Source organism: Aeromonas sp. QDB34 (assembly GCF_027705405.1).
In the GTDB taxonomy this organism is placed as follows: Bacteria; Pseudomonadota; Gammaproteobacteria; order Enterobacterales; family Aeromonadaceae; genus Aeromonas; species Aeromonas hydrophila.
In genome coordinates this window covers 1-12778 of record NZ_JAPDBT010000027.1, presented here as the reverse complement: position 1 = coordinate 12778, position 12778 = coordinate 1, and the positions used below count along the sequence as shown (strand labels likewise).

General features: G+C 46.0%; 12 protein-coding genes (1 of these 12 cut by a window edge). 1 reads left to right on the top strand and 11 read right to left on the bottom strand.

The annotated features are described in order from the left end of the window. From OKC29_RS20945 to OKC29_RS20895, 11 genes are all read right to left on the bottom strand, one after another. Positions 1 to 2623, bottom strand: the 5' portion of a protein-coding gene (locus tag OKC29_RS20945; RefSeq protein WP_270669609.1) for a conjugal transfer protein TraG N-terminal domain-containing protein. Its footprint begins 962 nt before the window's first position; 2623 of the gene's 3585 nt are visible here — the first part of the coding sequence; its start codon is at positions 2621 to 2623; its stop codon lies off the left edge, out of view. A gap of 8 nt (positions 2624 to 2631) precedes the next feature. Next, positions 2632 to 4029, bottom strand: a complete 1398-nt coding sequence (locus tag OKC29_RS20940; protein ID WP_247141845.1) for a conjugal transfer protein TraH — start codon at positions 4027 to 4029, stop codon at positions 2632 to 2634. After that, positions 4026 to 4418, bottom strand: coding sequence for a conjugal transfer protein TraF (traF, locus tag OKC29_RS20935; RefSeq protein ID WP_247141838.1), 393 nt, complete (start codon positions 4416 to 4418; stop codon positions 4026 to 4028). The genes OKC29_RS20940 and traF (OKC29_RS20935) overlap by 4 nt, the downstream gene beginning before the upstream one ends. A 1-nt stretch (position 4419) precedes the next feature. Continuing rightward, on the bottom strand, positions 4420 to 5286 hold the full coding sequence (gene traF, locus OKC29_RS20930; protein ID WP_137736222.1) for a conjugal transfer protein TraF: 867 nt from the start codon (positions 5284 to 5286) through the stop codon (positions 4420 to 4422). Between the two features lie 83 nt (positions 5287 to 5369). Beyond that, a complete protein-coding gene (traN, locus tag OKC29_RS20925) occupies positions 5370 to 6968 on the bottom strand; it encodes a conjugal transfer protein TraN (RefSeq protein ID WP_247141836.1) in 1599 nt (532 codons plus the stop codon). 1 nt (position 6969) lies between these two features. Further along, a complete protein-coding gene (locus OKC29_RS20920; RefSeq protein ID WP_247141815.1) occupies positions 6970 to 8154 on the bottom strand; it encodes a hypothetical protein in 1185 nt (394 codons plus the stop codon). Beyond that, the gene (gene trbC, locus OKC29_RS20915) at positions 8154 to 9080 is read right to left on the bottom strand and encodes a type-F conjugative transfer system pilin assembly protein TrbC (RefSeq protein ID WP_247141813.1); all 927 of its coding nucleotides are present in this window, start codon (positions 9078 to 9080) and stop codon (positions 8154 to 8156) included. Before trbC ends, OKC29_RS20920 begins: the two co-directional genes overlap by 1 nt. Positions 9081 to 9090: 10 nt before the next feature. Continuing rightward, positions 9091 to 10101, bottom strand: a complete 1011-nt coding sequence (gene traU / locus OKC29_RS20910; RefSeq protein WP_187593285.1) for a conjugal transfer pilus assembly protein TraU — start codon at positions 10099 to 10101, stop codon at positions 9091 to 9093. After that, the gene (gene traW, locus OKC29_RS20905; RefSeq protein ID WP_137736217.1) at positions 10098 to 10706 is read right to left on the bottom strand and encodes a type-F conjugative transfer system protein TraW; all 609 of its coding nucleotides are present in this window, start codon (positions 10704 to 10706) and stop codon (positions 10098 to 10100) included. Before traW ends, traU begins: the two co-directional genes overlap by 4 nt. Further along, the gene (lepB, locus tag OKC29_RS20900) at positions 10666 to 11145 is read right to left on the bottom strand and encodes a signal peptidase I (RefSeq protein WP_137736216.1); all 480 of its coding nucleotides are present in this window, start codon (positions 11143 to 11145) and stop codon (positions 10666 to 10668) included. The genes traW and lepB overlap by 41 nt, the downstream gene beginning before the upstream one ends. Beyond that, positions 11142 to 11573: a hypothetical protein gene (locus OKC29_RS20895; protein WP_247141811.1), complete on the bottom strand. Its 432-nt coding sequence runs from the start codon at positions 11571 to 11573 to the stop codon at positions 11142 to 11144. Before OKC29_RS20895 ends, lepB begins: the two co-directional genes overlap by 4 nt. A gap of 88 nt (positions 11574 to 11661) precedes the next feature. On the opposite strand from OKC29_RS20895, the gene OKC29_RS20890 reads away from it, so the two are divergent. Continuing rightward, entirely contained in the window at positions 11662 to 11880 is a 219-nt protein-coding gene (locus OKC29_RS20890) for a hypothetical protein (protein ID WP_042044064.1), read from the top strand. The last annotated feature ends 898 nt before the right edge of the window (positions 11881 to 12778 follow it).

The following is a 12778-nucleotide window of genomic DNA, read 5'->3' as shown; positions in this document are numbered from 1 at the left end:
AGTTTGCGGGTACCACAGGGGCGCGCTCGGCGGCCAGGGGCGCGGCGAGTTGCTCGGTGCGGAGCTGCGGTGTGTCAGTGGCCACCGGCTGCGGCTGACCATTGGCGGGTACAGCTGCGGCGCGCTCGGCGGTCTGAGGCCGCAACCCTGATTGATCCCCATTGTTTACACCAAAACTACCCGGCGCAGGGGGAGGATAAGAGGCTGTTGATAGGGAGCTTGGTGCTGCAGGAAGTCCCGGATGTTGCTTCCCGAGCAGACTATTGACCTGTTGTTGAGCATATTGATCGGCAAAGGTTGCAGCATACATTTGCAGTTCTGCAACACGCTTAGGTGAGAACAGCTCAGTGACCTGCTGATCGCTTTTACCCGTATCTTTGAGCCAATTGACAAATGCATCGTTCAAGTTTGCTTGAACACTGGTATCTGCACGCTTGAATCGCTCAGCAGCTTGAGAAAGACGTTCCCCCTGGCTGATTTGCTCAGAACCTCGTTGAATCTGTTGATCTGAGGTTTCATACGCTTCGCGAGTACTGCCAGTTTGAGAGTTATGGGAGCCTGACGAAAGGGTCAAATTACGTTCTTTGGCAAATGAAACTACCTCCTCCAAAGAGCTTCTAAACTCCTTATTTTTTGCAAGTTCAGTCGCAACATCTCTCATCCGAGAAATATCGCGACCGTGACTGCCTTGTACCTGTAGATTGGCAGCGAGGCTTACTGGGCTCCAACCAGGTGTTTTCATTCCAACAGAAACCATGCCAATGAGTTCAGCACGGTCTCTTTCAGATATATTCATACCCTCCGTTGCTTTTTCCACAATGCTTTTAACTTTACTAGCAGCCTTACTTGCTGACTGCGTTTGAGAGTCGCGAGTAGAATTTGCATCGGAACTATCGCTATATTTAGACCACATTGTCTCCATCACGTTTGAAGTGACTTTAGACTGGGTTCTTACACCTTCATTTACAAGGCTAGTACCTTGCTCTTTATAGCGGCTGGCTTCAGAGGTTAGCGCAGCCCCAATTTGCTCAGTTGCTTGAACGTTGACAGCCCCGGTAGTTTCTGGCGCTTTGAGGGACTTTGAGCCATCAGCATGAGTGCTGACTTCGACACCATTGCTGGAGACTTCGAGCATGTTACCTGGCCCCACCATGCGCCTGGACAGATCGAGTTTATTAGCGTTCTGGTTATTCCAGCTGTGGTTGCCAGCATTGGTATTACCCAAACTTATATTGCCGTCAGCCATGTCCTTAGCGACAGCACCAGCAATTTGCATCTGTTGGGAAACAAGATTGGATACCCCCATACCCAGCCCACCCATCAGGCCAGTAAAGGCTGCTGCCATCCAAGGTACCTTGTCGATCATAGATGCTGCAGTCATGGCAAGGTTCTCAGAAACAACCTTGTGACCAATCATACTCATCATGGAAATAGATGCTCCAGCCGACTGGAATTCGGCAGCTCCTTTGCTATACATGATGCTATTCAAAATGGCATACATCATTCCCCAGGATGACAACCAGAAAAATCCCGCAACATAAGTAACAATGAACTTTTTAATCCCGCCTGGAAGCAGAGCAAGAGGAGCTGTAATAATAAAAGCCCCTGTCAGTATAAGTAACCAAACAGTCTTTTGATATCCAATCCAAGTGGAGGCCTGCATGCTAGACATCATAAGAGTTTGTCGTGTAGTCAATTGCATTCTTGCTTCGGCAAAAGCGCGACTAGCAGCATCGGCATCGGTACTTGCGGTATATTCCTGGGCTGCATCAAGCATTAAATTTGCAACCATGCCCTGCTTGACTACATCCTCTGCTTGAACAGATATGCCGACGAGGGTTTCATATGCAACAGGAATTACATTGACCAGCTGCTGTTTTGCTGCTGTGCTCGTTCGGCCTGGATAAATAAATTTGGATAGTTGTTGAAGCGCGGAGTCTACCTCTCCGTTGAGTTCGGTTGATAGCTTTACTGTTCCTGCGGCACACGTTTCCATTGCGCCATTATGATCATACATTCGACTTTTGACAGAGTTCTCCTTTGATGTAATGAACCCCCATAAGTCAGGTGCTTTGAATAAGTCCTCATAAGTAAATTTGCCAATCTGCAAATCAAAAATAACGCAGTTTTGAAGGAAGGAACGCATATTTTTTGCCGTGCGAACATTTCCAACAACTACCTGAGATGATTGCTTTATGATGGTGTTTCCTAATAACACGCCAGATTCGGAATATCTAAGGTCCGTTGGCAGGGAGAAGGCCATGTCAACGGCTCTGCCATACGTATAATCTACCGACATCGCAGTTGAAATTATATAAGCAAGCCCATATGGAACATTATCGACCTTGATACCCGTGACAGCGGGATTTGCAACATCAGTAACATAGACGGTTGTCTTGGGTACAACGATAATATTAAAAAACAGGAATGCTCCGATGAAGTATTTAATAAAATTCGTCCAGGCCTGTGATTGTATTGCAATGAATGCAAGCGAACTAATCAAGCCAAAGACTAATGCCAACTTTGCAAGTGTCGAGAATGAGCTCTGGCCTGCTGTCATAACAACAGCATTAAGTACCCTGACCAGCTCATCCCCACCTCCAACAGTAAGTATTTCGTACATAGATACCTCTATTTAAGAGCTTGAGCGAAAGTGAAAACAGAGTTGATCTGGGACCCTGTCCTGCTTGCCAAATATTTTTCGAGTTGCATTGTTTTCTGCATCACATCAAACGACTGAGAGGTCTTAGCAGACGCTTCGGCTTTCCTGAGGTGAAGAATAGTGAGGTCTTGTTGAAGATCATCAGCCCACTGGCGTACTTTGGGCTCATTTGTTGCGGCAAACTGTGTATTAACGGTCCTTCGGACAGTACCAATAAGGTCTTCAAGATAGTTATAGAGAACATCCACAGCGACCATTTGAGCTAGCGAGTCGTAGTCATATGCAGTGCTGCCCGTACCACGATTATAGGCAGCATCGACAAGCAACATCTTATACACGGGGATTGTAGTTGCCGATATGAGATTCTTTTCTGCATTGGACAGCGAATCACCGGAGACGGCTTTATTTCTCATGCTGACGAGGTGGTCCTTAATTTTACCAGCAAAGCTCTCTGATGCGGATATTGTAGTAACAGTACTATCTGTCGGCGAAAGACAATCGGATAGCTCATCACAAGACAGTGAACCTTCGATTTTTCCTCCTTCGAGAAGGGCTTTAAAATCAGCAGGGTTGTTAAACCGTGGAGAGAAAATCTTTACTTTCGGGCGAGCTCCGCTGTTCTTGTTAATTACAGTCCCTGTAAGAGTCATAACTGTCTGTGCAGTTGACTTATCAGATGTAAAAAGACCATTTCTCATAAACGCCTTCCACACTAGATTGCTGTTAAGTGTGACAACGTCTTTGAATTCAGAGTCTGAATTTGCCTGGTTTGCTATAGAAGGTGCTTGGGAACGGTTATCGCATTGATATCGTTCTGCTGCTGCGTCTGTGAACAACCCCCGGCGACGCCCTAAGCTCTTGCATACTGCTGATTGCGCACCTTCATTGCTCGCCCATGGCCACATTGCAGCAACTGCTGCAGTAGCTTGTTCACAGCTGTTGATTTGGAACTGATTGAGCATATTTACAAGCTCGCGCAGCTGTTGAACTTTTTCTGCAATGACAGGACTCAATGTGCTTAATGCCAAGTCAAATGCAAATGATCCACCATTCTGAGCAATAGCTTTGGCCAAAGCAGTTAATTGCTCACTGGAGACCATAGAAAAGGCGCCAAAAAAACTGTCTATACCCGAACACCCGCCGCCAAACTTGGGTAAATTTACAGTTGCCATGTTGACGTTTCGTACAGGTACCCTGGCTTGGAAACTACCCCCGTTATAATAACCACCCATCTGACCATTAACGGCATCGGGAGATGTATAGTTGACAGTCCCGTCAAAGAAGTTGTTCATATCATCTTTAATGCCGGCAAATGACATCGAAGAGAACGCAACAATTGACATGATCGCCAGCTTGCTCAGTTTCATTTAGCGCTACTCCTAATTGATTCGAATTGACTGACCAAATTTTCAATATCGCTATATCCAAATGAAATACGATGAATTTTTTTGTCTGTTGTATCCATTATAAAAACCTGTGGAGTTGGATCCTCGGGGCGAACTCCTAATCTCCAGAGTGTGCCATTTCTGTCAGGTGTCCAATTTGAATTCCAGGTAATTAAGGGCTTGCCATCTCTACTGACAGCTTGTACTTCAATCCCAGTTCTTTCTGAAAAATCGTGAACTTGGTTAGCTATAGCGACACATGCGGTGCATGTACTTTCAAAAACAAAAATCCCCCAATATCGCCCAGAATCAGCAGAGGCGTTAGCAACCAAGGGGAATGTGGCAAGTAGAAATAATAATGCTACCTTCATTCTAGAAATCCTCTCCAGGTGCAACAGCTGTAAGTCTAAATATACGTTTTTCAATTTCATCATGGGCCAATATGCCGCTCCCTATTGAGAATGCAGAACCTTTGGGGGATTTAGGAGAGGGGCGCTCGAAGAGTACAAGAAGTGGGGCTGGGTGGCTGGCCACACCAATTCTTTTTTGAAAATTCCCACTAACATCTTGCTTCCATTCACCAGGCCATGTGGGTAAAGCCTTCCCACTTCGGGATATAGCCTGAATTTGAATTCCCCATTTGTTGGCAAAGTCGGAAACAATTGGTGCATATGCAGCTGAGCTCGGAACCTCAGTGTCATAAATGAAAAAAATACCATATCGGGTATTCAGGGATTGCATGACCTGAGCAAATTTGGTCTGCCGTTCGGTCTCCCATTCACGCTTGGCTAAAGTCCCAACTGGACGTTTGTTTGTATAATCAAACTCTGGGTTCGTCCAAGATAGACGTTCGTAGACGTCTCGGAAAAGCGTGGCTCGTTCTAGATTTGGGGTTATGTGATTACGCCGAAGATTGGCAATGTTCTCCTCCGTCGGTTCAAGGGTTGCAAGTGCAGTTGCCCTGGCTTCATCTTCCTGAAGCTTCTTCAGCCTGACCAGAGGATCACTTAGATCTTCAGGAGGGGCTGAAAATGTAGGCTTTGGCTGAGCGACATGGTGCTTTTTGGGGGCTTGTTCCGGGGCACTGGGCACCGGTTGGCAGTTCCAAGCCCAACCGTGCTCTAGAACACATAGTGACTCAGGCTGAGGTGTCGTCCAGTTTCCGGCGTGGGTGGGGGCATGAAAGAGAATTGCAGTGCTGCAAAGCAACGCAGTTGTACATGAATTGATGATCGTCATAGTGACCCTAGAAGCAGTTAGCCGACTAGGGTCAATAATACTATTATCGACGCACAAAAACTAATGTTGGAGTTTCGATAATCCTATTTGGTCATCTCAATGACACGGTCCTGCACTTTCTGCTGCAGTTCTTCGTTGGACGGGATATCAGCAGTTAGCGTATCGATATACTCTTGGAAGTTTATCAATGTGAAGTCCACATCCTGAAGTTGCTCTGGTGTCATGCCTGAACAAGTAGGGCTCTCTGCAGATCCCCAACTCATTCCAAGCTGCGGCCTAGCGCCTTCCTGGATGATACGGCTCAACATAGAATCGTATGCGCAGAATGATTGGGATGTCTTTATGCAAGTTCCAATAACGGGGATCTTCTTGGCACAATAAGTGCCAACATAGTGAACAAGCTTGAGCTTGCGTCTCTCGATCAAGCGCTTATCTGCATCGTCACATCCACCCATCGCGCCATTGGCCCAACCATCATCTTTACAACAATTGACAGAGCTAGCAGCATAAAGGCTGCAGGTTTCTTTGGTTCCAGTAAATATATCGATCTTATTTGGGTCTGCTTCAACCCCGGCTTGTAGGGCACCATTTAAATATGCGACAGCAACACCAAAGTCTGAATTCGGTTCGTACCCAGTATCAAAGCAGTCTCCATTAATGCAATAAGTTTTTGTTGAGCAATTTTCAACAGTTGTATCTTTACCTTGAACTTCGCATTTATATTGATATGACCAAGCTGCACATTTCCCATTATCTGATGAGGTTATGCAGTCCTTTTTTTCCAAAGTACATTTGTTCTTATCTACATCTTTACATGTAGATACGTTGTTACCTGACCCGCATACATATTGCTTTTCATATCGCCAACAGTCTTTAGTTACAGGCAAACCGTTAATAATCTTTGTGCCGCCTTGCTCAGTGCATATGTTATCCTTTAAATAGCATTGATTTTGAAGTTCATTGCACTGGGAATGATCGACTATGTCTTTTGTTATAGTCCAGTTGCTGTCAATCAGTTTAATGCCTGTAGCATCATGGAGTTCATCACAGTCATATACGAATTGCTGATTGTTACATACACCGTCCTCTCCCATTTCAGTGCATTTTTGAGCCTTGACCTCACAAATACCTTGTAACGGCTGGCAAGTGTCAGTGAAGTTACTGCCTTTGCAAGTATACGTTTTTGACCACTTCCAGCATTCCTTATAAATTGTCAGACCATTTATCACTTTTGAGCCAGCGCCCTCAGTACATATATTTGATGACTCTTTGCATGTCGGATTGTCGGTTATGGCAGCACACTGAGAATAATCAATGCTGTCCTGAGTTGTTGTGTATTCAGGAGGAAGTTCAGTAATGCCAGGGGAGGTGGTTTGTGTTTGACCACATTTATAAACGCTAGTACTAATTTCACAATCACCAAACAAGGAAGTTTTAGTGCATGTTGATGACTCAAGTTTGCACGTTCCTGAAGAAGAAATCCCTAGGCAAGAATCTTGAAAAGTGTCTGTTTTACACAAGTATTTCAATGAATATCGCCAGCAATCTTGGTAAACATTATGGCCGCCAATGTTTTTATTCCCTCCTGGTTCAGTGCAAACTCTGCTGTAAAGCCTACAGCTTTTTGCATCAGCGTACTCAATGGAAAGAAAAGCTAGTAGGACTAATAGTATTGCTTTCATACTAATTACCGATTCCCTTCTGTGCACAGTTATCATGCCATTTCATTGTCGGTGCGGTGTTGGCCGCAGCCTTACCGCATAGATTGTCAGCAACTGACCCCGAGGCGCAGCCTGAACTATTACATCCGTTTACCAGTAATTGACTTTCAGCTGGGCACTGTTTGTTAGCTGGATGTGTAACTTGGCGAACGCATTCACTATTCGATAGTGTTTCACCAGCAGAACAGACATATGAAGGATCAATGGCGGCTCCACCATAAGTACAAATCCAGTAGCCAGCTCCAGAATATACAACACGCTTCAAGGGGCCGAAATTTGGAAGTATTGGGCAATTACCATGCGGCATCGGAACGTCTTTCAAAGGCACGTCACACATTCTGGTACTTCCATTGTAACTTCCTGCAGAACAAACGGGAGTTGCTGCAGTTTTCACTGTCGCAACACACTGGCCTGCTCCATTCAGTGATTCTCCAGCAGGGCAAGTTATATTTGCTGGCCGTACACATATGTTACCAGATTTGTCCCATCCATAATCACACGCTGTCGTGTTGCTAGGAATTATTTCCCACCATTGCTCGCAAGTTTCTTCCGTGAAAATCTGAGTTTTGGTGCAACGATAACGATTGGTTTTCGTCACATTTATAATCCGGCCTACTGCGCAAGATTTTCCTTCACTCTCCCGTGTTTTATTACATTGATAGTCATAATCTGCATCTACTTCAACTACAACACCTTCACTGCAAGATTTCTCGACTGATGTTTCAGCATCTATACAGCTCACGTTTTCTACATACTTCTCACCTGGTATAGTTGTTGTGGTGCACTGGCTCTCTTCACCGCTGAGGTCTAATACATTATCAGGGTTTTTCTCTATATTTTGTGCGTTCTTAAACCACGTGTCATCTTTGAATGATGTGTCTCTCTTAGGTAAGCCGTAAATGACTTGAGCTGCCTCGCTATTACTTGTAGCAGCAGCCCCTTCTTGTTTTAATTGCTCACTGTTATTCATTAGATGATCATAGTTTGGATGTGGTTCTTCATAATTTGGAACATTCCATGGATCACCTGTTTTTACACTGTCGGTTGCATTGTTATTAATTTCTTTCGCGAACGGTTTGTGATCATCAACAGGGCCAGCAACAACTGAGAATGAAAAAAAGAGATATATTAGCAACGAGTTTTTCATTACCACTCCTTGCTGTCAGCTGTAGATTGCGTTGCTTGCTCAACAAAACTCTGCTGTAGCGGAACTAGGTGTTTAACCGCTCGTTCAGAAGACTGGCCAGATGAGGCGAATAAACTTAATGCATACTCCAATGTGACATTTCCAGCAACTTGGTCATATACAGGCGTGGCTGCGTCGCAGTTCTGTTCTTCAGGTGAGCAGGGAGACAAGACCCCATCAGTCAGAATGATAGTGGGAACTCTAGATACCTTGAATCGCTGATAAAGCGTTGGATCGACAAGTGTTTCAACGCCAGTACTATCAACTAAGGATTGCAGTGCTGCAACTGTTTGGCGCATGGAGTTTCCAACTAACCCTCGAATTACCAAAACACCACCTGCGGCAGAGGCCTGCTTTCCATAGAGCTCAATCATCTCAACTGGCATCGACAGCGATACAAACACCAGTAACGATGGTATTGATTCTCGTGGAGCCTCACCTTTAATCATCGACGCACTTGCAGATCCATATCGTCTGACCATCTCACCAATATCAACCGAATCTTTCGTGGCATTAATTGACGAATTTGATAATTCGGATGACTTTTGATTCTCCCTTACACTATCGATTAATAACTGTGCTTCAGCTCTGTTTGCCTTGGATTTTTCAACCCAAGAGGATATATCCTCTTGGAGCTGCGGCATTAGTAAATTCACATCCTTATGAGTATTCTCAATATTGGATCTCAGCTTTGAGTCAATCAGTCCATTTATGGTCTCCTCGCTATCGACAATACCTTGACCATGCTTAAATGCATCAGCGGCATCCAAGTTTTCAAGGGGAATTGATTTTGACGAATTAAGTGTTTCGTTAGCATCCTGTACTGGATTGGCAGCAACAGCATTGCAGCTGAATAAAATAATAAAATAGAGTGTAAACTTGTTCATGTTATGTTCCTTACCAAGCGCTTGCGCAGCAATTACGTTTTCGCCAAATTAACCAACCGAAATGCTCACCTTTGACTGGGAATTCTCTGGCCGTTTCATATAAAACACTTGACCTGCCAATTGGGTTGCAACCAAAAGGGCCACCTGTCGATGGAATAGGGAAGAGCATTTGTGTTCTATATTGGCTCTTACGCCAGACAGGCATTGGATATGATCCACATAGGCCCGCATCACCCATTGAGCCCCATAGAATACCTTGCCTATGAAGCTTGTAGATCATGCGCTCGGCAGTGAGTAGCGATGAATCAACTCCGCCATGATGAGCGTCGATATTTCCATCTAATGGGTAAACAGAACCACGGCATCCACTGCACCAAAATAGAGGGTCTAGCGGGAGCCCAAGGGTTGATGAGACACAGTCTGCTGCACAAACAGCTTGAGCTACTGGATTGGCAAAGAGAGTGCCTTCAGGGTTTATTAAAAACGTCAGTTCATCATCCATCCATAGTGGGTCAACCTCTGTCATATATGCGAGATCGAACCCCTGAGAATCCTTGCATGTTGAGTCAATAATAATATTTAATAAGTATGTGAGTGGGTATACATACCAATGCGCTTGATACGTTGCGCCTGCATAAGCGCTATCCCCCCCTCTTGTTCGACCCTGTCCATTATCAAGCCCGATATCAACTTGCTTGCCTCCAAGATTGACGAAGCATCCTGGCTTCCGAGTGACATCGACCATTCTTACTGGTTCCCAAAACCCGATGTTAATACCTACCCTAATATATGGAGGGTACGGCAGGGGACAGTAACAGACTGGGCTGGATGGATTTGGAGAATCAGGTTGTTTACCTGAGACAATTTGGGCTGAGCCGATAGTTATGGGGAATATGCAGGACCAGCAAATATCTGTGATCGGATTTGGGAACCGCCCTGTACATGTATCACCTGAGGTTGGGATATCACCATGACTATTAAATGAAAGCAGTGCGATTATTATGAGTATAGTTTTCTTCATATCTTAATCTCTTCTATGAGAAGAATCCTTCCTTCTTGCCTGACTACTGCAGGTACCTGCTGTATATTCCATCTTGTTGTGAGGAAGCCTGATTGGTCGAAATAAAACTGTAAAGAGTTTTTCTTCGCCAATTTAAATGGCTCCCCCTGTGTCAGTACAATCTTGGAGCGGTGCTTTTTCGAGTACCCTACGGCCCACTCAACTTGTTCTGCATCATCACCATTAATGAAAATAAGGTGCTTTGTAAGGGTCATTCTATCGAATGGATTTATTCTGCTACCAGCCCGTGCAATCACTTGACCACTTGGTAAGATCGCATCGGTATCTAGTGTCTGTGATGGGTCTATGCGCCTTTGGCTTGGTTCAATAGTTCGTATTATGCCATTCACGGGCTTTGGCCGTTGCGCTGTCTCAAGAGCATTTTTTGAAAATTGCTCATTCAGTTCTTTAAGTTTTCCCGTCTGCTCCAGGTGCAGAAGTTCTCTATTTATTACCGTCAATAGATCTTCTTCCTTGATAGGGTAAGTTGTGCCTTGCAGTCCGAAGTTTTTCGCGAAGCAAAGGTCAGAAAATAGGATAAGCACGGCCAATAATTTGATCTTCATGGATTAGTCCGAGTGAATTGTAGCGACTGTCATAGCTGTCTGGGTGTTTTCCTGCAACATAGTAATAATCAGGCGGTATCACCCCAGATTGTATAGGCTCAAGTGGAAGGCCATTTTGAGTGTGACTTTTTATATTCCCGACATACAAACCGTTTATCCAAACCTCATGGTTTTTAACGATTATTTTGTCCCCTGGCAGCCCCATCACTTGCTTAGTAAATTTTAGTGTTCCGAAAAATTTATCGTTTCGAGTCCAGAATTGAACATATTGATATCGTTCGCTTATCACAGTTCTATATGAAATGTAAAAATACGAGTTTGGCAAGCTTTGCGTTATATTTCTATTTATAACACCATAGTTCGTTACCCATACAGAGGAAAAGAGTACTGATGCAGCGCCAATAAAAATTAGAAACTGTCCTGCGTTTCGAGACTTCATTTTTTATCCCCTACCTGAGCCTCGATTATATTTCTAATGATAGGTGTAATATCTTCAATTTGAGATGCTACTGCCTGCTGCGGTAGAACAACAATATTTCCACCATTGGCGTTGTTGAAGGCGTCGATAGCATGTTGGACCCTGTCGTTGTAAGTTTGCAGTTCTGCAATCTTAGCGGCCCCCTGGTCATCAAGGTTTTCATCCTTTCGAAGTGCTAAGCTTTCTGCTTTCTCGCGAACTAATCCTGTTATATCGACTGTTACGAGACGTTGCTGTGACGCTTCCAGAGTCTCGACTCTTGGTTTGAAACAGATCTGGTGATATGCACTAACGGTTGAAATGGCTGCGACTAACCCAAATGCGGCCCCTCTCACAACTGGTGATGAGACATACTTTGTGATTGGCTTGATGTGTGTAGATAATGCCATGATAAACACCTCGATATAGCTTTACATGTGTCGATAATGGTATTATCGTTGCATCGCGTTTCAATGCAAGGGTAATTAAGGAGGAACTGTGAGAAAGGATGATTCCAACTTCGCGCGCTTCTGGCAGGCATATGGTGAGAAGACCTCATTCTTGCGTGAGAAGAAGTGGCGGTGGGTTGTAGGTGTGCTGGGTCTTTTACTGCTTCTGTGGAGTGCTTACTCAGGTGTGAAACACCATGAGCGGTTGGATGAAGCCAAAGCAGCCGGTGATCAATCAAGTCAAGAGTTCAAGTATTTGAAAGACTGAAACTTCTGTTGCAGGCAAATTGCCTGCAACGATATGCATTCTACCTGTGTGCATATCGTTGCAGTCTCTCCCCGCATTTGAACTGCGACCCGCCCGGCATACGGGCGGCATCTACCGCGGGACTATCTACGTTTTCCTTTAGCCGGCCTAGTGCCGGCCTTTTTATTTCGATTGTTTCCGATGGTTGATATGAAGTTCAGGTCGCAGGCCTGCTCTCAACCACTGTTCTCCGAACTGCGTCATGACTACTAATTCTTGATGCCTGCAAGTGAGCCGGTCGGCAATTTGCTGCATGAGACTTACCTACCGTGGACGCAGCCTGTCTATAGCCATGTCCCCAGGCGCAGCTGCTGGGTTGCATCGATGCGCGGCAGCGCCTTGGCCATGCGGCCCAGTCCGGCGGCCTGGCCCTCAAGATGGGGGATCGAGGGGAGGAGCAAGCTGCAGTGCTGCAACCGCTCGCGGCGCTCTGCCGGCCGGCGATGTTGCCGAGCTGGGGCACCGGTGGGGGGCTACTGGGCCATGTCCGCGGGCGCGGCGCCGAGGCCATCACCTAGTGGGGGGCCCTCAGGAGGGGGTGATCGAGGGCAGGGTGCACTGCAGTGCTGCAACAGTTCGGTGCACCTCACTGGCCAGCAGCCCCTGCCTCTCCCGAGTGGTGCGGGATCTGATTCAGTGGGGACATGCTGCTGGGCCATGGCCATGTCCCCGGGCTGGACGGCAGACGGGGGTCATCACCTGGTGGGCAACCCGGTCCGGCGGCCTGGCTCCCAGGGGAGGGTGATCGCGGGCAGGAGCGTGCTGCAGTGCTGCAACCGCTCGAGGCACCCCGCTGGCCGGCAGCCCCAGCCTCTCCCAGGTGGTGCGAGATCAGATCCGGTGGGCGTGCTGCTGGACC

Bases quoted from the DNA above. Each gene is read 5' to 3' on its own strand.
- traF (WP_247141838.1), bottom strand. From the start codon at position 4,418: ATGAAGGTAGCATTATTATTTCTACTTGCCACATTCCCCTTGGTTGCT.
- traN (WP_247141836.1), bottom strand. From the start codon at position 6,968: ATGAAAGCAATACTATTAGTCCTACTAGCTTTTCTTTCCATTGAGTAC.
- OKC29_RS20920 (WP_247141815.1), bottom strand. From the start codon at position 8,154: ATGAAAAACTCGTTGCTAATATATCTCTTTTTTTCATTCTCAGTTGTT.
- traF (WP_137736222.1), bottom strand. From the start codon at position 5,286: ATGACGATCATCAATTCATGTACAACTGCGTTGCTTTGCAGCACTGCA.
- traW (WP_137736217.1), bottom strand. From the start codon at position 10,706: ATGAAGATCAAATTATTGGCCGTGCTTATCCTATTTTCTGACCTTTGC.
- lepB (WP_137736216.1), bottom strand. From the start codon at position 11,145: ATGAAGTCTCGAAACGCAGGACAGTTTCTAATTTTTATTGGCGCTGCA.
- OKC29_RS20940 (WP_247141845.1), bottom strand. From the start codon at position 4,029: ATGAAACTGAGCAAGCTGGCGATCATGTCAATTGTTGCGTTCTCTTCG.
- OKC29_RS20895 (WP_247141811.1), bottom strand. From the start codon at position 11,573: ATGGCATTATCTACACACATCAAGCCAATCACAAAGTATGTCTCATCA.
- trbC (WP_247141813.1), bottom strand. From the start codon at position 9,080: ATGAACAAGTTTACACTCTATTTTATTATTTTATTCAGCTGCAATGCT.
- traU (WP_187593285.1), bottom strand. From the start codon at position 10,101: ATGAAGAAAACTATACTCATAATAATCGCACTGCTTTCATTTAATAGT.